Raw genomic sequence first — 20,847 nt, forward strand, 5'->3', positions numbered from 1 at the left:
TTGGTATGCACGACCTCAAAATCAGCAACAATCTGGCAATAATCGGTAATCTCATTAGGCCACTTTGAACCCTTGGCCCATTCCTGGATCTCTGTTGATGAAATGAATCTTAATAAACATGCCATACGTTGATTTAATCGTGGGCTTACTCGGTCGATTAATTGCATTGCTTGCCGAATACGCTCTTGAGCTGCCTCTTGATGCCACTGTTTCTCAAAGCTGGCTGGCAAAACATCGGATAGGGCATTGCAGTGATTGAGTGTTTCGATAAAGCGGAGCGGCTCTGTTTCTTCCATGGCGCGCGATAACTCTTGCCAGATGCGCTCCCTGGATAAGGTTTCTAGCTCTAGTGCCTCAACCATTTGCCTCATGTGAAGAAGTGTCTCGGGGGCGATATGAAAATCTCCAAAACGTGCTGCAAAGCGGGCGACGCGCAATACCCTTAAAGGGTCCTCCAAAAAGGCCTTCGAGACGTGTCGCAATACGCCGGCCTTTAGATCAGCCTGACCACCGTAGGGATCGACGATCTCACCAACCGGCTCACCAATCTCATTTACTTCTTGGGCCATGGCATTCATTGTCAAATCACGGCGCTGCAGATCCTCTTCTAAGGTCACAGTAGGATCTGCATGGAATATAAAACCTTGGTGACCTGGAGCTGTTTTGCGCTCCGTCCTAGCTAGGGCATATTCATGATTCGTGACGGGATGCAAAAACACTGGGAAATGACTTCCTACTGGCCGAAATCCCTTTTCTATCATTTGATCGGCTGTACTGCCAACCACCACATAATCGATATCATGAACCGCTTTTCCAAGCAAACGGTCCCGCACCGCACCGCCAACTTGATAAATCTTCAAGTCAGCAAACTCTCAATGCGCTGTTTGGTGATCTTAAAATCTTCGACCAAAGCATCTTTTGCACCCACAGCCAATACATTGGGGATACTCATGGAGGCAATATTGTCACGTGACATTAATGTTGGGCCTGGACTAAGCTCAAATGCCAGTGCTTGCAAGTATCCAACCCAATTCGGCAATGAAATAACTAGACGGTCTTTGCCTGCTTTACGAGCCGCAAATTCAACCAACTGTTTCATCGTAAAGACCTGAGGACCAACCAAATCATAGGACTGATGAATGGTGTGCGGATGCGTTAGTGCCATTACAAATGCACTGGCAACATCGTTGACGCTCACCGGCTGGAATTGAGCACTTGAATATGCCAATGGAATGATTGGGAATATTCTCGCTAAGCTAGCAAAGGTATTAATGAATTGATCTTGCTCTCCAAAAATGACCGATGGCCTAAAAATGGTCCAATCTAAATCACTAGCTCGAACACGATTTTCACCGTCACCTTTACTACGTTGGTACATTGAAGGGCCATTTGAATCCGCGCCCAGCGCGCTCATATGCAAATAGCGCTTGAGTTGCTTGCTTTTCATGGCCGCAATGATTGCTTGGGGCAAGTCCACATGGGCTCTCTTAAAACCCGGACCATATGGTTTTGCTTCGTGATCTTGCAAAATACCGACTAAATTAATGACTGCCCCTTGTGGTTTCACATCTTCACACAGGCGCTCAATCACTTCTGGCTGATTCACATCCGCCTCAACCAATGTCACACTAGGCAATAGTCGAAGGTCTCGCATTGCGCTATATCGACGCGATGGGACCAAGACGGAGTAGCCTTTACTTTGAAGTTTCTGGCCAATGGTTTTACCAACAAAGCCGCTACCACCAATTAATAAAATGTCATGTTTCATGGTAACTCACTCAATACAGCAGTTTTAGGTGCAATCACTCCAAGCCTCTGTTTCATGGGGGTCGTTTGACCATCCATCAAAATCGAATAGTAGCTCGCATTTGCAAGCACATTCTTAACGTACGTCCGAGTCTCATTAAAGGGGATGGATTCCACAAAAATTGCCCCCTCAGTGGTTTGATTTAACTTTTCTCGCCATGATTTGGGACGAGAAGGTCCAGCATTGTATGCGGCGGATGCCAGGACCCAAGAATCATCGAGATCTTTAAGAACCATATTTAGATAATGACTACCCAAGGTTAAATTAACTTGCGTTTCTTTAAGACGCTCATTGGTATACGAACTCATACCAATTTTCTTAGCAACATACTTAGCAGTATTGGGCATCACCTGCATCAACCCCGAAGCACCCACTGACGATGATGCATTGGTAATAAACCGAGACTCTTGACGAATCAGGCCATAAGCCCAGGCTAAATTCAAATCGATGGTTTTAGCAATCGGGCTAAGTTGATCCTTAAAAGGGGTTGGATAACGAAGAGCAAAATCATGCTCCCCTTTTGTGCGATCAGCCGTATTAACCGTTCGATCATATAAATGGATTCGTTTAGCATATTCAGCGGCGGCTAATAATTGGCGATCGCTCATACCGCGCAACTCCCAGTTCCATTCACGATTGCCTTCAAAGCGGAGATTCATGGCATAAAAACGCTCAGCCCGATTAAATCCCGGGCGTTTACCCATCTCCTTAATTTCAGCATCACCAACTCTCACTTTTGGTGGGATAACGATTGGTTTAGCTAATTCCTCCCGTGCCAACTGACCATAAAAATTAAACTGGTCTTCCAGTAAATGAAACTGGGCATTGGCTTTTTCAGAATCTCCCAATTCTTTGAATGATCTTCCGTACCAATAGGTCCACGCAGGATCGCGTTGACGAACTACCGGATTCATCGATTCAATCGAGTCACGTACTAGCTGCCAATCATAAGCACGTAAAGCGGTGCGTACTTTCCATTCCTGTGTTTCTGCGGATAGCAAGGGATTAAAACCAAGTTGCTGTTGACGTCGATACGCATCGTATGCATTTCGATCTAAGCGTTTTGCTAAAAATTGACCAATCACACCCCATGCCATCGCTTGATCTTCTTTGTTATAGCGTAAATTGGATTGTGAAAAGTCGCGGTATGTTTTACTGGGATCCGCCCTTGCGCTACGCACAATGCTAGCAATCGGATCATCACCGCCAATGCGTCGCCCTGCTGTTTCAAAATTCATTTCGGCAGCCGCTCGTCCAAGTGCTCTAGCCTGAGCACTCGTTAAGCCATTTGCTTGCACTAATGCGGGTACGAGCTCCTGACAGGCAGATCCAAAATGACGTGGATCAATCATCACTTTTAATGCATCCTGCCCAACAAGCTTTGCATCCTCCTGCTTCATAAGTCGCGATTGAAGTGCATAACACTTCACATTGGTGTCATCATCTAAGACAAATTTTGGGTATTCCCGGTCAAATTGAGACCAATCTTTTCGTTTACCAAGAACCAACAACCAATCGTTGCGCATCCGATCACCAATTGCGGTTCCCTCATAGGTTTTTAAGAATGCACCAACTTCCTCGTCGACCGAGGAATCAGCGCGCGCCTCATTCCCCTTATCGAACATTTGGGGCTTAATCCGAAAATACCGCACATAATCCGTATCTGGATAGCTGTTTAATTGTGCGGAGAGCTGTTGGGTTTTTGGTACATCATTACGCCGCGCAGCATCCCGCAGCTCAATAAATAATTTATCAGCCTCTGTGAGCTCGTAGGCGGCGGGCTGGCTCGCAGAGGATTTGCTCACGTTTGGTTTTTTTGCAAAACCACTGTTCCAAGCGCCCATGCAAAGCACCAGAACCGCCGATAAAAGAAAGGGGGCAGTCGGGCCTTTTGGCTTAAAAGTAAAGTTTTGGCTCATCGTGCTATTTTCACCCGATAATAAGTGCCATGCATACCCCTATTCAGCAAATTCGGCAGGATCTCTTAAATCAGCGCTCGTCATTTGCCCAGTCATCCGAATTTGATTCCTCATATGCTCTTTTTTTATCCCAATTTCGTCAATTTCTTCTCCAAGAAGGAAAGGGATACCGGTCAATTGCATTTTGCTGGCCTTACCGCGACGAACTTGATCTGCGGGAACCCCTGCGAGAGTGGCAATCCTCGAACTCGGATCGATGCCTCCTGTTACCTAAAGTTAGAGCCGATCGGCAATTGAGTTTTTATACTTGGTCGGACTCAGACCCACTAGTTCACAATACCTATGGGATTGCGGAACCCGATCCGACAGCAAGCGGTGTACAAACCGAGAACCCCGACTGCATCCTAATCCCCTGCCTTGGCTGGCTGAACTATCAAAACCAGTTTTGGCGACTCGGATATGGCGGGGGATATTTTGATCGAACTATAGCTTCCTTAAAGCTTACAGGGCATCGATTTATAACGGCTGGTATCGCTTTTGACTGGCAAGCACTGGATCACCATCGCTGGACCCCTCAGGTCCATGACCAAGCCCTTGATCTTATGATTACTAACTCCGGGATCCACCAAAATACGTCTATGGCTTAGCGGCGTTGTCCAATTGTAAATTTTGAACGATACGGATTACGGGATCTGCTTGATTAAGTGAGTAAAAATGCAGACCGGGCACTCCAGCAACGATGAGTTGTTCGCATAGTGCACTGACTACGTCCTCACCAAATGCCTTAATTGAAGCGCTGTCATCGCCATAAGCCAAAAGACGCAAACGAATCCAACGCGGAATTTCTGCGCCGCATGCATCTGAAAACCGGAGTAATTGGGTACTGCTTGTAATTGGCATAATGCCGGCAACCACAGGAACGTCAACGCCCAGTTGATAAGCGTCGTCCACAAACCGAAAATACGCATCGCTATTAAAGAAGTATTGGGTAATCGCTGAGTTGGCACCGGCCTTAATTTTTTGAGCAAAGTATGCAATATCTTTGCTTGGGGATTGGGCTTGAGGATGCGTCTCTGGATAAGCTGCTACCTCGATATGAAACCAATCACCGGTCTGTTGGCGAATGAATTCAACGAGTTGGTTGGCATGCTGTAACTCGCCGTATTGGCCCATGCCAGATGGCAAATCACCACGCAACGCCACAATTCGTTTGATGCCCAATGCCTTATATTGCGAGAGAAGCTGCGTAATCAATTCTTTGGAACTGCCCACACACGATAAATGGGGCGCAACGAGCTCTCCGGCCCGATGAATGGCCTCAACCGTCTGCAAGGTTCCTGATTGAGTCGATCCGCCCGCACCAAAGGTTACTGAGTAAAAGGCGGGCTTTAATGCTGCTGAAATTCGCTCCCGCGTTTGCAGCAAGCGCGCCTCCCCCTCCGGGGTTTTGGGGGGGAAGAACTCGACGCTTAACTCCATAGCAGACCCTTTAAGCTTTTAATAACGATAGGTTTCAGGCTTAAAGGGGCCTTCCTTCTGAACCCCAATATAGGCGGCCTGCTGATCTGATAGCTCAGTGAGCTGCGCATTCAATTTCTTAAGCTGCAAACGGGCAACTTTTTCGTCTAAGTGCTTAGGCAAGGTATAGACCCCTACAGGGTATTTATTGGTTCCTGCCGCTCCCCAGAGTTCGATCTGCGCAATCACTTGATTTGCGAACGAAGAGCTCATGACATACGAGGGATGCCCTGTGCCGCAACCTAAATTGACTAATCGGCCCTTGGCCAAAATAATAAGGCGCTTTTCAGGAAGACCATTTGCCGCTGGGAAAATGACATGATCAACTTGGGGCTTAATTTCTTCCCATTGGTATTTTTCAATACTGGCAATATCAATTTCATTATCAAAATGGCCAATATTGCAAACAATCGCCTGGTCTTTCATTTTCTTCATGTGATCATGCGTTATGACATGATAGTTACCTGTCGCTGTAACAAAGATATCGGCTTTATCAGCGGCGTACTCCATTGTCACCACACGATACCCTTCCATCGCGGCCTGTAATGCACAGATCGGGTCAACTTCGGTCACCCATACTTGAGCGGAAAGTGCACGTAATGCTTGGGCTGAACCTTTACCTACATCACCATAACCAGCCACAACGGCTACCTTACCGGCAATCATGACATCGGTCGCACGCTTAATCGCATCCACTAAAGATTCGCGGCAGCCATATAAGTTATCAAATTTACTCTTGGTTACGGAGTCGTTGACGTTAATAGCCGGGAAATGCAGCTCGCCCTTTGCATGCATTTGATAGAGGCGATGCACACCCGTCGTTGTCTCTTCAGTGACGCCGTTAACTTTGGCTAATCGCGTTGAATACCATGTTGAATCAATCGCCAATTTACTTTTAATTGCCGCAAAAAGAATCCGCTCTTCTTCGCTGGTTGGATGATTGAGAACAGCTAGATCTTTTTCAGCCTTAGTACCTAAATGCAGCAATAAGGTTGCGTCGCCACCATCATCCAAGATCATATTGCTATAACCACCGTCTGCCCATTCAAAGATCTTGTGGGTGAAATCCCAATACTGCTCAAGAGTCTCGCCTTTAATCGCAAATACGGGGGTGCCATTCGCAGCGATTGCGGCGGCGGCATGATCTTGTGTTGAATAAATATTGCACGACGCCCAACGGACTTCGGCACCTAAGGCTTCAAGGGTCTCAATGAGAACGGCGGTCTGAATGGTCATGTGTAACGATCCGGTAATGCGTGCGCCTCGTAAGGGTTGCTTGGCGGCAAACTCTTCGCGGATAGCCATCAAACCGGGCATCTCGGTTTCAGCAATTTTGATTTCTTTACGACCAAAATCGGCCAAACCAATATCGGCAATTGCAAAATCGCCATTTAGCTTTAAATCAGCAACAGTATTCATGAAATAGCTCCAGCTAAAGAATGCCAGTGGAGCCAGTATTGACTCGCTAACCGCTAGCATTCGGGTTAGCGAGCGCAGTTGCAATGAAGTTACTAAGTAACTCCCCTTCAAGCCTGGGGGGCGAAAATACGCCCCTTGCAACGCTCCTTGAAGGAATTGCCTAAATTGTAATCAATTTCGGGCTAAAGGCCTGCCGCACCCTTCAAAGTAGCCGCTTTATCCTTGCGCTCCCAAGTGAATTCAGGCTCCTCACGGCCAAAATGGCCATATGCAGCGGTCTTTTTGTAAATGGGTCGCAAAAGATCAAGCATTTTCACAATACCTTTCGGACGAAGATCAAAATGCTCCGATACTAATTTTGCAATCTGCTCGTCGGCAATCTTGCCCGTACCAAAGGTGCTAACCATGACCGATGTGGGACGGGCGACCCCAATCGCATACGAAATTTGGATGAGGCATTTGCTTGCCAAACCAGCGGCAACCACGTTCTTCGCTACATAGCGGCCAGCATAGGCAGCGGATCGATCAACCTTCGATGGATCTTTTCCAGAAAATGCACCGCCGCCATGAGGAGCGGCACCGCCATAGGTATCCACAATAATTTTGCGACCTGTAAGACCACAATCGCCTTGCGGACCTCCAATTACAAAGCGACCGGTTGGATTCACTAAATATTTAATATCCCCTTTAATTAAATGCTTTGGTAAAACCGGTTTGATAATTTCTTCAATCACTGCTTCACGCAATTTCTCCAAAGGAATATCAGCAGCATGCTGAGTCGATAACACCACGGTATCGATCGAGTCTGGTTTTCCATTCACATAGCGTAAGGTCACTTGGGATTTTGCATCGGGGCGCAACCAATTTAGGCGTCCATCACGACGCAATTGAGATTGACGCTCCACTAGGCGGTGCGACAAATAAATGGGTAAAGGCATTAGCTCAGGAGTCTCATCACAGGCATAACCAAACATTAATCCCTGATCACCAGCACCCTGATCCAAACCATCATCGTGTGCCTTATCAACCCCCTGAGCAATGTCTGGACTCTGTTTGTCATAGGCTACTAAAACTGCGCACCCTTTGTAATCGATGCCATATTCTGTGTTGTCGTACCCGATCTCGCGCAAAGTATTGCGTGCGACTTGAATGTAATCAACATTGGCGTTAGTTGTAATTTCGCCGGCAAGAACCACTAAGCCAGTGTTGCAAAGGGTCTCGGCAGCAACACGTGCCTTCGGGTCCTGCGCCAAAATGGCATCTAGGATTGAATCCGAGATTTGGTCTGCAACTTTATCGGGATGTCCTTCAGAAACAGATTCTGAGGTAAAGAAATAATCGTTAGCCATTCTATTCTCCATTTGTTTAAGCACTGACAACGCCACGTGCCGGGGAATACAACGGCGACGCTTTAGCAGATTTTTTTAATTCGCCCCGCAAGTTGTCTTTAACTCGGCGAATAATAAGATTCTATCTTATTTAACGACTGGTCGCTAAACCCCATTTTGAATTGAATATCATTAGCACATGTCACATTGGGCGTTGCATTTCATTCTAAAAAGTGTCGCCAGTCTCCCTTTGGGTTTGGCCCAAATTCTGGGTGGCTTCGGCGGGATTGTGGCCTTCACCTTTTTTCCTCATTTTCGGAGCTTATTTCAAGAAAATTACCACCACGCTATGCAACTGCATGGCAAGACAATCCATCCGCTGAAAGCAGCAGCAGCCTCGGGAATGCTATTTATCGACAGTCTTTGGATCTGGCATAACCCCCAAAAGGCCCTTGAACGGGCTAACGTTCAAGACTGGAGCCCAGTCGACCAAGCGGTTCAAGAGGGCAAGGGCTTAGTGATGCTCACACCCCACTTAGGGGGCTTTGAAATCATCCCTCGGATACTGGCTACTCATTTCCCGGCAACCATTTTGTATCGACCGGCTCGTCAAGAATGGTTAAATAACCTAATTGAGGAGCAGCGCGCCTATCCGAACATGCATTTTGTACCTACAAACCTCCAGGGAGTTCGCAAAATGGTTAAAGCCCTTCAGGAGGGCGAGGCAATTGGCATTCTTCCAGATCAAGTTCCAAGTGGTGGCGATGGGGTGTGGGTGAAGTTTTTTAATCGCTACGCCTACACCACACCCCTGCCGGCTCGCCTGGCCAATCGTAACCAAACCCCGGTCATTCTGTTCTCAGCAATTCGTAAATCACTCGGCCAGGGCTGGACGATTAAAGCCCATCGCTTGGCATCATTTTCTGATGATGCGCATCATGCGGCTACGCAAATGAACCAAGCCATCGAGGCGGTCATTCTTGAGGCTCCAGAACAATTCATTTGGTCATACAACCGCTATAAACACCCGGAGGGTGCAGAACTTCCACCCCAAGAGTAAATGATTTGATGAGCTGGCTGCATACCTTCTTGAATTACATTGGCCTAAGTATTCTGAGGCTTTTTGCTTTCTTGCCCTACGCCTGGACGGTTCAAATCGGGTATGCCCTCGGATACTTATTTGGACGACTTCCCCATCAACGCAAATATGTGGTGCTTCGAAATTTACAACTCTGTTTTCCAAATCTTACCTCCCATCAAATACAAAGATTGGCTAACGAACATTGGCGACTCTTAGGGCGCGCCGTAATTGAAAGAAGCCGTGTTTGGCTTGGTAGTGCAAAACAAATTTTTTCCTTGGTTGATATTGAAAGTGAAATTCCTCTGGGCGATAACAAGCCCAGGATTTTGGTGATTCCGCACTTTGTCGGTTTTGAATGCGGATTTATGGCACTTTCTGCCCTTGGGGAAAAAAATGGCTGGCAGCGCGGCGCGGGACTATATCAAAACATGAAAAATCCATTTTTCAATCAAAAAATCATCGAATGGCGCAACCGATTTGGTGCTAAATCGATTAATCGTCAGAATCGGCTCTTTGATTTAATTCGGGAGATTCGGAAGGGTAATTTTGTCGTGATTGCACCTGATATCGATTTAGGACCGAAAGACTCGGCGTTTGTACCCTTTTTTGGAATTCAAACCAATACGATTACTGCCATTTCACGTCTAGCTAAAGCATGTGGAGCAGAAGTGTGTTTAATGATCACAACACTCAATCCGGATAAGAGTAAGTACATTTGCAAAATCCACAAAGCATTGCCTAATTTTCCAAGCGATGATCCAGTAGCTGATACCGCTCGACTAAATCAATACTTTGAAGAAGAAATTCGTCAACGCCCTGCTGAGTATTATTGGGTTCATAAGCGCTTCAAATATCGACCTCCGGGCGAAGCAAGCTTGTATGATTAGGCTCACACAGACCAACAGCATGTTATGACCCGATTACGCTTTACCAAAATGCATGGTGCCGGTAATGACTTTATTGTCATTGATGGAACTCGCCAAGATATTCGATCAATTACTCCAGCGATATGGCGCAAGCTAGCACATCGTCAACTTGGTGTCGGAGCCGATCAAATTTTGATCGTTGAACCAAGCAACCTGCCTAATGTCGACTTCAGATACCGCATATTTAATGCCGATGGTGGTGAAGTAGAGCAATGCGGAAATGGCTCGAGATGCTTTGTGCGTTTTGTGCATGAAGAGGGCTTAAGCACTAAAAATGAAGTTCGAGTTGAAGTCAGCAACGGCCTTCTAACTCTTAAACGCCTAGCCAATGGCTCTGTAGAGGTTGATATGGGTAGGCCGATTTTTAACCCTCCTGAAATACCTTTCAATCCATCAGGCCTTACAAGTAAACAAGAATTACACGAAACCCTTTATGCGCTCCCTCTCAGTCGCAATAGCGGCGCGCATGCCGATTGGATTGCTGCCTTATCGATGGGGAACCCCCACGCCGTTCAGGTCGTTGAAGATATTGAAAGTGCGCCAGTGTTGATCGATGGACCTTTAATTGAGTCGCATCCTGCCTTCCCAAATCGAGTCAATGCCGGTTTTATGCAGATTCTTAATCGCCATTCCATTCGATTGCGAGTCTATGAGCGCGGTGCGGGTGAGACCCTATCGTGTGGTACCGGTGCATGCGCTGCAGCTGTATCGGGCATTCGCCGTGGACTACTAGACTCACCAGTCAATGTAAGCACCCGCGGCGGAGAACTTGAGATTATGTGGGATGGTTTTAAGAATCCCAACGCGGTAGTATTAATGCGTGGGCCTACGCAAACGGTGTACCGTGGCGAAATCGATTTAGATACGCTTTAAATTCCGTATCGATTTCGGTAATCTTGAACTGCTGGAAGAAAGGTTTGCAATTGCTGGTCATGCGATTGCTGTAAATAATGCATTAAACCCTCTAAATTGGCGATTGCAATCACCGGCAATCCAAATTCTTGTCCAACACTTTGCACCGCAGAGTATTGACCAACCTTGAGCGCGTCTCCTGATTTTTCCATTCGATCGAGTGCAATTAATACTGCACAAGGCTTAGCACCAGCTCGAACAATTAAATCAACTGACTCACGCACCGAGGTGCCCGCTGAAATCACATCATCAATAATGACAACTCGGCCACGAACGGGGGCGCCAATTAAGGTTCCGCCTTCACCATGATCTTTCACCTCTTTGCGGTTATAGGCAAAAGGGGTATTGCGTCCAGAACGTGCTAGTGCAATTGCCGTACTCGCTGCCAAAGTAATCCCTTTATATGCGGGCCCAAAGAGCATATCAAAATCAATGTTTGATCCAAGCAGTGCTTGCGCGTAAAACTCACCAAGCTTTCCCAGTTGCGCGCCATCGTTAAAGAGCCCGGCATTAAAAAAATAGGGGGACAATCGCCCGGCCTTCGTTTTAAACTCGCCAAAGGACAATACTTTTGCTTCAAGCGCGAATTGAATAAAGTCCGACTGATTTTTTTCTGGATTTACACTCATAGGTCTGTATGTTACGCATCATTTCTGCCAATCTCAATGGCATTCGCTCCGCGGCCAAAAAAGGCTTTATGGAGTGGATGCACGATCAACATGCTGATTTTATCTGCGTACAAGAACTCAAAGCGCAAGAGTCTGACCTAGAGCCAGCAATTCGATCTCCCAACGGACTAAATTCGTATTTTCATTACGCTGAGAAAAAAGGGTATAGCGGTGCGGGAATCTACACCCCCCACCCCATTGATGATCTGCAAATTGGATTTGGTAATCCCGAATTCGATGCCGAGGGGCGTTATGTCGAAATCTCGATCGGTTCCCTTTCAGTGGTCTCAGTTTATATGCCATCCGGCTCAAGCTCACCTGAACGCCAAGAAGCTAAATTTCGCTTTCTGGATACCTTTTTACCCCATCTCATCAAACTCAAACAAAAAGGTCGGCAGGTTGTGTTGTGCGGTGACGTCAATATTGCACATCAAGAAATTGATTTGAAGAACTGGAAAGGGAATCTAAAGAATTCAGGGTTCTTACCCGAAGAGCGCGCTTGGTTAACCAGGCTTTTTGCGAAGGAGGGTTACATGGATGTTTATCGATATCTCGAGCCTCATGCAAGCGATAGCTGCTATACCTGGTGGAGTCAACGAGGCCAAGCGTATGCCAAGAATATAGGGTGGCGTATTGATTATCAAATCGCCACGCCAGAGTTTGGCAAGTCCGCTAAGAAGGCTGGTGTTTATAAAAAGCAGCGCTTCTCAGACCATGCGCCGCTTATGATTGAGTACGACTGGGCGCTTTAACCTGCATCCGGATTGCAATCCCAATCAAGATAAGCACCGGGATACCAATGAGTGCGGTCGAGATAAAAAAGCTCTCGTAGCCAAAGCGGTCAACATATACTCCAGAAAATCCGGCCATCCATTTTGGTAGCAATACCATCATTGAACTAAATAATGCATATTGCGTTGCTGAGTACTGCACATTTGTTAATGAAGATAGATAAGCAATAAAAGCAGCCGAGGCGATACCAGAGCTCAGATTATCCGCTGAGATCACCCAAATTAAACCCGTCAAATCATGACCGCGTGTACTAAGCCAAGCAAAAAGAAGATTACTGGCTGCTGAGAGAATGGCTCCCAAAAATAAAATACGCATGACACCAAAACGTAATGCCAGAATCCCACCAATAAATGCACCCAATAAGGTCATGATGACCCCGAATACTTTTGTGACTGCCGCTACCTCATCCTTGGTATAGCCCATATCGACATAAAACGGGTTCGCCATAATCCCCATCACAACATCACTAATGCGGTAGACAGCTATGAGCGCCAGGATTAAAAAAGCATGCCAACGATAGCGACCGATAAAATCCGCAAAGGGCTGAATAAGAGTTTGCAAAAGCCATTCACCCGCAGAGCGTGCCTTGGGTAGTTGGATAATTTGGGGTTCCGGACTGAGTAACGTTGTTATTACACCAATACTCATCGATAACGCCATCACCAAATAGGCAAATTGCCAGGCGTTCGTAAAGTACAAGCTGGTGCTTTCTTCAGCACGAGCAGCAAGCCACAATGCCCCGGCTCCCGCCCAAATCATCGCCAAGCGATACCCTGTTTGATAGCTGGCTGCCAATGCTGCTTGATACTCGGCTTTGGCCGACTCAATCCGAAAAGCATCAAGCGCAATATCTTGGGTGGCTGAAGCAAAGGCGACTAATAATGCAAACCAAATAATGACTTGTAAGTCTTGTTTGGGATCGCTCATCGCCATGCCGACTAAGCCGACCATAATCAGCGCTTGAGCAAGTAACAGCCAACTACGCCGACGCCCTAGACGTTTTGTGATTCCGGGAATTGGCACTCGGTCTACCAACGGCGCCCAAAGCCACTTCCCGGCATAAAACAGGCCAACCCACGATAAATAGCCAATGGTACTGCGATCAATACCGAGCTCTCTGAGACGAAAACTTAAGGTACCTAATACCAAAAGAAGCGGAAGTCCGGCTGAGAATCCTAAAAAGAAAATACGAATGCTGGGCCATTCAAAATAGACCCGTAAATCATTGAACCAAGAGCGAATGCTATTTAGCTCCACACACGCGATAGATTGCTAAGCTGCCAAATAAATTAGGTAGCCAGTGGACTGTCTTGCCGTGATGCAAAACAACCCGTCCCAAAATCTCAATTCCTAATTTGTGTGCCAAGGCTTCAAAATCAGCAATGGTCAGAACCCGGACGTTGGGCGTATTAAACCACTCATATGGTAACGATTTCGAAACGGGCATGCGACCCAGAGCAACCGCATAACGGTGCGACCAGTGTCCAAAGTTTGGAAACGATACAACGCATTGTTTTCCGACACGTACAACTTCTCGCAAAATACGCTCCGTTTGATGAATCGTCTGCAAGGTCTGCGATAACACGACGGTATCAAAACTTTGATCCTTGAAAAGCGCTAAACCGCCTTCCAAATCCTGCTGGATTACATTTAGGCCCTTTTCCACACAAGCCAATACAGCAGTATCGGTAATTTCAACACCATAAGTGATTGCCTTGCGCTTTGCACGAATGAACTCGAGGAACGAGCCGTCACCACAACCTAAATCCAGCAAGGAGCTGTTCGTTTCAACCCAATTCGCGATCGCATCAAAATCGGATCTTAATTGCATTTTGCCTCCGCCATCGTCGCAAAATAGGCCCGCACTAACCGGTGATAGCGTTCATCATCCAGTAAAAATGCATCGTGTCCATGCGGTGCATCAATTTCGGCATAACTTACATCGGTTTTATTGTTGAGCAAGGCTTGCACAATTTCACGACTGCGATCGGGCGAAAATCGCCAATCCGTTGAAAAGCTGATGACCAAAAATTTAGCACGGACATTCGCTAGCGCTTGACTCAAGTCACCCTGGTAGCGCTTTGCTGGATCAAAATAGTCCAAGGCCCGCGTAATCAATAAATAGGTATTGGCATCAAAATAGCCGGAGAACTTATCGCCTTGATGCCGTAAATAGCTCTCAACGGCAAATTCCACATCAAAACTAAATCGATACTCGTCTGGCGCGCCAGCTAAGCGCTGTAAATCACGTCCAAACTTTTCAGCCATATCATCATCCGATAGATATGTGATATGGCCCACCATCCGCGCTAAGCGTAAACCACGTTTTGGAACGACGCCATGTTTGTAGTAATCGCCGCCATAAAAATCAGGGTCTGACAAAATTGCATTACGGGCAACCTCATTAAAGGCAATATTCTGAGCGCTGAGCTTTGGCGTCGAGGCAATCACCACACAATGGGCGACGCGCTCTGGATATTGAGTGGCCCACGACATCGCCTGCATACCACCCAAACTTCCGCCCATCACAGCCGCAAATTTTCTAATGCCCATTTGATCAGCTAAGCGCGCTTGAGCATTGACCCAATCCTCAACGGTGAGCACTGGAAAGCGAGCTCCATAGGGCTCATTGGTTTGTGGGTTAATGCTCATGGGCCCTGTTGAGCCAAAACACGAACCTAGATTATTCACCCCAATCACAAAAAAATGATTGGTATCGACTGGCTTACCAGGTCCAACCATGTTGTCCCACCAGCCCAACTCATTTGAATTATCAAGATCAATGCCCGCTACATGATGCGATGCATTCAGCGCGTGGCAAATCAGAACCGCATTGCTCGCATTTGCATTGAGCTGTCCGTAGGTTTCGACAACTAAATTATATTGATCAATGCTAGCGCCACTTTGAAGCCTCAGGGGCGCATCAAAATGATAAGTTTTCTTTGAAAGATGCAGCTCATTCATGCAGTAAGCAGAATTCGTAGGCTTGGTTCAATTCCTTCGCTAGGCAACTTTCTAAAGCCACTTCGAGCAAAGCGATGCCAACGACCAACCACATAACTCATCAAAAGTGCAGACTGTAAACCGGCCGTATCCGAAGCTGCGCCATCCTGATGTTGACTTTGTGCAATACGCAATGATTGCTTAAGGGATGTTTCCACACGATCTAAAACTTGATTAATACGTTCCTGAAGGCGCTCATCCTCCTGCAGCAATGCGTCGCCCAGTAAAACACGCACCATGCCAGGATTTTTCTCAGCAAAAACTAATAGCATTTGCACCATCCCTTTCACTTGCGCAATGCCTAGTTCCTCTTTTTGATTAATCTGATTAATAAGCCCAAAAATTGTTTGCTCGATGAATGCGATTAAGCCTTCAAACATTTGTGCTTTACTTGCAAAATGCCGATAGAGAGCAGCCTCTGAAACACCGATCTTGGCAGCTAAAGCAGCCGTTGTGACTCGATCACCACTTGGGTTTTGTAGCATCTCGGCCAAAATCTGCAGAATCTGTAAGCGACGCTCACCTGGGCGTGGGCGCTTGCGAGTCTTAGTCTCGCCCCCGCTAATCTCAGAAGCTGATTCTTGATGAAGAGGGCTACCGCTGCTGTTCATGATTATTTTTTTATCTAGAACGTATCATGGTACCAAAAGCTTGTTCCGTCAGGATTTCTAAGAGAAGAGAGTGCTCAATTCGGCCATCAATAATGTGCACCGAGTTCACCCCACTCTTGGCAGCATCTAAGGCAGACGAAATTTTGGGGAGCATCCCGCCAGAAATCGTTCCGTCTGCAAATAACGCATCAATCTCGCGCGCACTTAAATCCGTCAAGAGTTTGCCTGCCTTATCCATGACGCCCGGTATATTAGTCATCATCACTAATTTTTCGGCCTTCAAGATTTCAGCCATTTTGCCGGCAACTAAATCAGCGTTGATGTTGTAGGCTTGGCCTTCTTCACTAAAGCCAATCGGTGAAATTACTGGAATAAACGCATCGTCTTGCAAAGCTTTCACTACGGCTGGATTGATTGATTCAATTTCACCCACAAAACCGAGATCAATCGGTGCGCCTGAGGGAATTTGTTCATTAGGAACCATCATTTTCTTAGCATGGATTAAGCCACCATCTTTGCCGGTTAAGCCAACTGCCTGACCGCCAAAATGATTGATTAGCATCACGATGTCTTGCTGAACCTCGCCACCCAATACCCACTCAACCACTTCCATCGTCTCTTCATCGGTAACCCGCATTCCCTGAATAAAAGTGCCGGTCTTACCAATTTTCTTAAGGGCCTCATCAATTTGTGGGCCGCCACCATGAACAACAACAGGGTTCATGCCAACAAGCTTTAGCAAAATGACATCGCGCGCAAAGCTCTCTTTAAGGCGCTCCTCAACCATGGCATTGCCGCCATACTTAATCACAATGGTTTTGCCATGGTATTGCCGAATATAGGGCAAAGCCTCGGCCAGAATCTCGGCCTTCAATAATGGTGGGATGTCAGCGAGTGTTGGTACTGCTTTAGTCATGATGAATAGAAATCCTATTCACCAAATAACTTCTGACGCAGCTCACGGCGCTCTTGTGCCTCGAGCGAAAGATTAGCGGTTGGACGGGCGATCAGGCGGGACAAGCCAATCGGCTCACCGGTTTCTTCGCACCAACCATAATCACCCGAGTCAATCCTGGACAAAGCTTGCTCAACCTTTTTTAAGAGCTTTCGCTCGCGATCTCGGGTTCGGAGCTCTAACGCGTGCTCCTCTTCAATCGTCGCCCGATCCGCGGGATCAGGTACCAGTATGTTTTCACGCAGATGCTCGGTCGTTTCACTGGCGTGCTTCAAGATATCCTCTTTGAGCGTCTGCAATTTGGTGCGGAAGAACTCTAACTGAGCAGCGTTCATATAGTCTTTTTCAGACATCTTCAGCAATTCAGCCTCAGTGAGTGGGGCGCCTTTAGCGGACGACCCAGAAGCTTTCTTACTGGACTCAGCAGATTTAGCTTTCGTACTAGCTTCTTTTGTCGTCATCATTTTTCCTTCGTTCCAAATAGTCAACACCTTAAACCCTGGGGCAAAATCGCCAATCAGGGTTACTACTAAAAGTCGCTTAATTGCACTTTCAAGGGAGCATTATTACGCTTTCTATAAAAGTTTCAATGGCTATTTAATTGCAACCGTGGCGGCGCATTGTACAGTAATTCAATTAATTCAATTAGTTAGCTAAGCAGCCTTCTAATCCAGCCAGCAAAGTATCTTTTGGCAAGTCAATCCCAATGAACACCATACGAGTTTGCTTGGGCTCCGCCCCCCATGGACCCGCCAAATCACTACCCATCATTTCATGAACGCCTTGGAGGACCACCTTGCGAGCCGAGCCCTTCACGTACAGAACGCCTTTGTAGCGCAACATCTTCTCCCCGAATACAGATAAAACGCCACCTAAAAAATCCTCTAGTTTGCGGTGATCAAAGGGTTTATCGCTCTTAAATACAAATGACTGAATTCGATCGGTGTGTCCATGGTGGTTGTGATGATTGTGGCCATGGTCATGGTGATGCTCATGATCGTGGTGGTGATCATGACCGCACTCACTGTGGTCGTGATCATCCTCCTCCAAAAAATGGGGGTCAATATCAAGCTTCGCGTTTAAATTAAATCCCCGTAAATCCAAGACAGAATCAAGCGGTACTACCCCCTTTGTAATTGTTTGGATGGGCGCCCTTGGGTTCATATGCATCAACCGATTCTTTAAAGTCGCAATTTCTTCTGGGCTCACAAGATCCGTTTTGGTAATAAAGATGCGATCGGCAAAGCCAACTTGGCGTTGAACCTCCTCGTGCTCATTCAGTTGCTTTTGTCCATGCTTCGCGTCCACAAGCGTAACAACGGCGTCTAACACGTAATGATTTGCTATGTCGTCATCTATAAAAAACGTTTGCGCAACTGGACCAGGATTTGCCACACCGGTTGTTTCAATGACCACGTGATCAAACTGAATTTTTTTATTTTTGCGCTGCTCCCACAGTTGATTTAACGCCTCAACCAAATCGCCGCGAATCGAGCAACAGACGCAGCCATTACTCATTTGCACAATTTGCTCTTGGGTATCTTGAACCAAGATATCGTTATCGATATTCTCTTCACCAAATTCGTTTTCAATTACAGCAATTTTTTTACCGTGCTCACCAGTCAAAATATGTTTTAACAAAGTGGTCTTGCCGCTGCCCAAAAATCCCGTGAGAATTGTTACTGGTATTAATGCCATCGTGGTGTGATTTCTTAAAAAGAGTGAATAAAGAAAGTATCTTACCGATTATTAAGTTCGCTGGAGTAACAAACCTTTGAGGTACTCCCCTTCCGGAAAACTCGCCAAAACTGGGTGGTCTAACCCTGCCGCCAAACGCTGCATAACGCGATAATTCGTTGCCTCGTCTTGCATGTGTCCCAAGGCCTCGCTAACGGATGAGGCAATCATTTGCTCAAAATGCTGGGGGCTTACAGCGCCCGAACAGGAGAATGTAAATAATAGACCGCCTGGATTAAGTAATTGCAATGCGGCACGGTTAATCTCTTTATAAGCCTTTAGGGCACGCTCAAGATGTTGGGCTGAAGGCGCAAACTTTGGTGGATCTAAAACGATTAAATCAAACTTTTCCTGAGCGCCCCGCAGTTCTCGAAGGGTAGCAAAAGCATCAGCATCATGCCAGGTCGCCAATTCTGGAGAATAGCCATTCATAATCATTTGACGCTGTGCCAATGCCAACGCATCGCCAGATGAATCAACCGACATGACGCTCTTTGCCCCTCCTTGCAAAGCCGCCAAAGAGAATCCACCGGTGTAGCAAAACATATTGAGCACCCGGCGATCTTTTGAGAGCTCAGATACCATGCGGCGATTATCCCGCTGATCAATATAAAAACCCGTCTTATGACCCCCGAGCACATCGATTCCATACTGAACCCCATGCTCATTGACCGAAATGGGCTCGCCATCATGCTCGCCAAACAAAATACCACTCTGCTCCGCCAATCCCTCGCGAGCTCGCACAGCAGCATCGGAGCGTTCAACCATTAAGGTGCACCGGGTTTGCTCTAGCAAAGCACCAATGATGGCATCACGCCAATACTCCACGCCCGCGCTCAGAAACTGGCAAACAATCACACGGTCATACTGGTCAACGATTAGACCGGGCAATCCATCGGCCTCCCCAGCGATTAATCGAATCGCATTTGTACCCCTAACCCATTGCTGTCGGTGCTGTATTGCTGTACTAATTTTGCGCTTAAAGAAAGCGTGGTCGATGGCTTCGCTTTCGCTCCATGACCAAACGCGAACGCGGATTTTAGATAAAGGGCTATAGGCTCCTTTGGCAATCCAGCGACCATCCTGACTCAGGATCTGAACCGTTGCACCTGCTTTAGGCTGTCCATCAACTCGCTTGATCGCAGTCGCATACACCCAGGGGTGCCTACGCACAATGGGGCGCTCTTTACTTGCCTCAAGAGTAATGCTGCAATTCACGATTTATTACCCTTTACTTTTGCACGCGGGTGAGCACTGTCATAGGCTTTTGCTAGATGCTGAAAATCCAATGCGGTATAAATTTGTGTACTTGCAATGCTCGCGTGACCCAACATCTCTTGCACCGCTCGTAAATCATGAGACGATTGCAAAACATGGCTCGCGAAACTGTGCCGCATCATGTGTGGATGCACATGGGTGGGTAAACCGGCGCGGATGGCCATCGATCGCAAACGGGCCTGAACAGTTCGTGGCCCAAGACGTTTACCCTGAATGGACACAAACAATGCGCGCTGATCCTTTAGTGGCAATAAAGCGCGCTGCGTTTTCCAGTGCTGTAATGCCAGCATGGCGGGCTTACCAACTGGAATAGTTCTGCGCTTATTACCCTTGCCAAGAACTGATACCTCGCCTTCACTCCAATCAATCCAACCTAAAGAATCTCGACTTGGTTCACTATCTAACCCTAACAATTCCGATAAGCGCAAACCCGATGAATACAAAAGTTCGATCAGGGCATGGTCCCGATTGAGCTCCCATTCATCTTTTTCAGTCGCCTCCTTAGCGGCGAACTCAATTAACGCCAATGCCTGCTCAACCGATAACGCCTTTGGTAACAACTTACTTCGCTTGGGTGCTTTGATATCGGCGACAGGGTTTGATCCTAGACCGAGTTGATCTTTACTTTCTAATAAGAGCCAGTCATAAAAACCGCGCCATGCAGATAAAACTCGAGCAATCGATCGCGCAGACAGTCCCTTAGCGTGCAGCGTTGCAGTCCAACGGCGAATGCGTACATGGTTTATTTGATCAATCGCACACTTTTCAGCTTGCGCATTCTCACTCAGTATTTTTAAATCGGCACGATACGCTTTAATCGTATGGGCTGACAATTGCCGCACAACATGCAAGTTATTGAGGTAGGCCTCGATCTTTGCCGAGAGAGTATCCAC

The 20,847-nt window shown here is 47.0% G+C and carries 20 protein-coding genes, 1 pseudogene and 1 riboswitch; of the genes and pseudogenes, 5 read left to right on the plus strand and 16 right to left on the minus strand.

From position 1 onward, the window contains the following. Positions 1-224 precede the first annotated feature (224 nt). From cca to QUE65_RS10060, 3 genes and pseudogenes are all read right to left on the minus strand, one after another. Positions 225-860 (minus strand): annotated as a pseudogene (gene cca, locus QUE65_RS10390) (multifunctional CCA addition/repair protein); the annotation flags it as partial. After that, positions 857-1,768 (minus strand): complex I NDUFA9 subunit family protein, encoded by a 912-nt coding sequence (locus QUE65_RS10055; protein WP_286280974.1) that lies wholly within the window; start codon positions 1,766-1,768, stop codon positions 857-859. The gene QUE65_RS10055 and the pseudogene cca, both read right to left, overlap by 4 nt. After that, positions 1,765-3,726, minus strand: a complete 1,962-nt coding sequence (locus QUE65_RS10060) for a lytic transglycosylase domain-containing protein (protein WP_286280975.1) — start codon at positions 3,724-3,726, stop codon at positions 1,765-1,767. Before QUE65_RS10060 ends, QUE65_RS10055 begins: the two co-directional genes overlap by 4 nt. A gap of 29 nt (positions 3,727-3,755) precedes the next feature. On the opposite strand from QUE65_RS10060, the gene QUE65_RS10065 reads away from it, so the two are divergent. Then, positions 3,756-4,373: a 5-formyltetrahydrofolate cyclo-ligase gene (locus tag QUE65_RS10065; RefSeq protein WP_286280976.1), complete on the plus strand. Its 618-nt coding sequence runs from the start codon at positions 3,756-3,758 to the stop codon at positions 4,371-4,373. Here the strand turns inward: QUE65_RS10065 and metF are convergent. The 3 genes from metF to metK all read right to left on the minus strand — a co-directional run bounded on the left by metF (position 4,363) and on the right by metK (position 8,012). Beyond that, entirely contained in the window at positions 4,363-5,205 is an 843-nt protein-coding gene (gene metF, locus QUE65_RS10070) for a methylenetetrahydrofolate reductase [NAD(P)H] (protein ID WP_215370591.1), read from the minus strand. The two genes, QUE65_RS10065 and metF, sit on opposite strands and share 11 nt — an antisense overlap. 18 nt (positions 5,206-5,223) lie before the next feature. Next, positions 5,224-6,663 (minus strand): adenosylhomocysteinase, encoded by a 1,440-nt coding sequence (gene ahcY, locus QUE65_RS10075; RefSeq protein WP_286280978.1) that lies wholly within the window; start codon positions 6,661-6,663, stop codon positions 5,224-5,226. A gap of 63 nt (positions 6,664-6,726) precedes the next feature. Then, positions 6,727-6,818: riboswitch (S-adenosyl-L-homocysteine riboswitch) on the minus strand. Positions 6,819-6,845: 27 nt separating this feature from the next. Continuing rightward, positions 6,846-8,012, minus strand: a complete 1,167-nt coding sequence (gene metK / locus QUE65_RS10080; RefSeq protein WP_286280979.1) for a methionine adenosyltransferase — start codon at positions 8,010-8,012, stop codon at positions 6,846-6,848. A gap of 178 nt (positions 8,013-8,190) precedes the next feature. Between metK and QUE65_RS10085 the strand changes: the two genes are divergently transcribed. From QUE65_RS10085 to dapF, 3 genes are read left to right on the plus strand one after another with little or no spacing between them, the layout of a single operon-like run. Next, positions 8,191-9,051, plus strand: coding sequence for a lysophospholipid acyltransferase family protein (locus tag QUE65_RS10085; RefSeq protein ID WP_286280981.1), 861 nt, complete (start codon positions 8,191-8,193; stop codon positions 9,049-9,051). Positions 9,052-9,059: 8 nt separating this feature from the next. Then, positions 9,060-9,959 (plus strand): LpxL/LpxP family acyltransferase, encoded by a 900-nt coding sequence (locus QUE65_RS10090; protein WP_286280984.1) that lies wholly within the window; start codon positions 9,060-9,062, stop codon positions 9,957-9,959. A 24-nt stretch (positions 9,960-9,983) separates the two neighbouring features. Next, positions 9,984-10,871 (plus strand): diaminopimelate epimerase, encoded by an 888-nt coding sequence (gene dapF / locus QUE65_RS10095; protein ID WP_286280987.1) that lies wholly within the window; start codon positions 9,984-9,986, stop codon positions 10,869-10,871. Here the strand turns inward: dapF and pyrE are convergent. Further along, positions 10,868-11,539 carry an orotate phosphoribosyltransferase gene (gene pyrE, locus QUE65_RS10100; RefSeq protein ID WP_286280989.1) on the minus strand — a complete coding sequence of 224 codons (672 nt, stop codon included), beginning with the start codon at positions 11,537-11,539 and terminating at the stop codon, positions 10,868-10,870. The genes dapF and pyrE overlap by 4 nt on opposite strands. Before the next feature lie 8 nt (positions 11,540-11,547). Here pyrE and QUE65_RS10105 point away from each other — a divergent pair, with 8 nt between their 5' ends. Next, the gene (locus QUE65_RS10105) at positions 11,548-12,330 is read left to right on the plus strand and encodes an exodeoxyribonuclease III (RefSeq protein WP_286280991.1); all 783 of its coding nucleotides are present in this window, start codon (positions 11,548-11,550) and stop codon (positions 12,328-12,330) included. Here QUE65_RS10105 and QUE65_RS10110 read toward each other — a convergent pair. From QUE65_RS10110 to xerC, 9 genes are all read right to left on the minus strand, one after another. Beyond that, positions 12,302-13,627, minus strand: coding sequence for an AmpG family muropeptide MFS transporter (locus QUE65_RS10110; protein WP_286280992.1), 1,326 nt, complete (start codon positions 13,625-13,627; stop codon positions 12,302-12,304). The genes QUE65_RS10105 and QUE65_RS10110 overlap by 29 nt on opposite strands. Further along, the gene (gene metW / locus QUE65_RS10115) at positions 13,614-14,201 is read right to left on the minus strand and encodes a methionine biosynthesis protein MetW (RefSeq protein ID WP_286280994.1); all 588 of its coding nucleotides are present in this window, start codon (positions 14,199-14,201) and stop codon (positions 13,614-13,616) included. Before metW ends, QUE65_RS10110 begins: the two co-directional genes overlap by 14 nt. Further along, positions 14,192-15,334, minus strand: coding sequence for a homoserine O-succinyltransferase MetX (gene metX / locus QUE65_RS10120; protein WP_286280995.1), 1,143 nt, complete (start codon positions 15,332-15,334; stop codon positions 14,192-14,194). Before metX ends, metW begins: the two co-directional genes overlap by 10 nt. Continuing rightward, the gene (gene slmA / locus QUE65_RS10125; protein ID WP_215370615.1) at positions 15,331-15,984 is read right to left on the minus strand and encodes a nucleoid occlusion factor SlmA; all 654 of its coding nucleotides are present in this window, start codon (positions 15,982-15,984) and stop codon (positions 15,331-15,333) included. Before slmA ends, metX begins: the two co-directional genes overlap by 4 nt. 10 nt (positions 15,985-15,994) lie before the next feature. Then, positions 15,995-16,900 (minus strand): acetylglutamate kinase, encoded by a 906-nt coding sequence (gene argB / locus QUE65_RS10130; RefSeq protein ID WP_215370618.1) that lies wholly within the window; start codon positions 16,898-16,900, stop codon positions 15,995-15,997. Positions 16,901-16,914: 14 nt separating this feature from the next. After that, positions 16,915-17,400, minus strand: coding sequence for an RNA polymerase-binding protein DksA (gene dksA, locus QUE65_RS10135; protein ID WP_215370621.1), 486 nt, complete (start codon positions 17,398-17,400; stop codon positions 16,915-16,917). A 184-nt stretch (positions 17,401-17,584) separates the two neighbouring features. Further along, positions 17,585-18,637 carry a CobW family GTP-binding protein gene (locus tag QUE65_RS10140; RefSeq protein WP_286280997.1) on the minus strand — a complete coding sequence of 351 codons (1,053 nt, stop codon included), beginning with the start codon at positions 18,635-18,637 and terminating at the stop codon, positions 17,585-17,587. Between the two features lie 51 nt (positions 18,638-18,688). Continuing rightward, positions 18,689-19,894: a class I SAM-dependent rRNA methyltransferase gene (locus tag QUE65_RS10145; protein WP_286280999.1), complete on the minus strand. Its 1,206-nt coding sequence runs from the start codon at positions 19,892-19,894 to the stop codon at positions 18,689-18,691. Beyond that, complete coding sequence (gene xerC, locus QUE65_RS10150; protein ID WP_286281002.1) at positions 19,891-20,847, minus strand: tyrosine recombinase XerC; 957 nt, start codon at positions 20,845-20,847, stop codon at positions 19,891-19,893. Before xerC ends, QUE65_RS10145 begins: the two co-directional genes overlap by 4 nt.

The organism is Polynucleobacter sp. HIN8 (genome assembly GCF_030297615.1).
Taxonomy (GTDB): domain Bacteria; phylum Pseudomonadota; class Gammaproteobacteria; order Burkholderiales; family Burkholderiaceae; genus Polynucleobacter.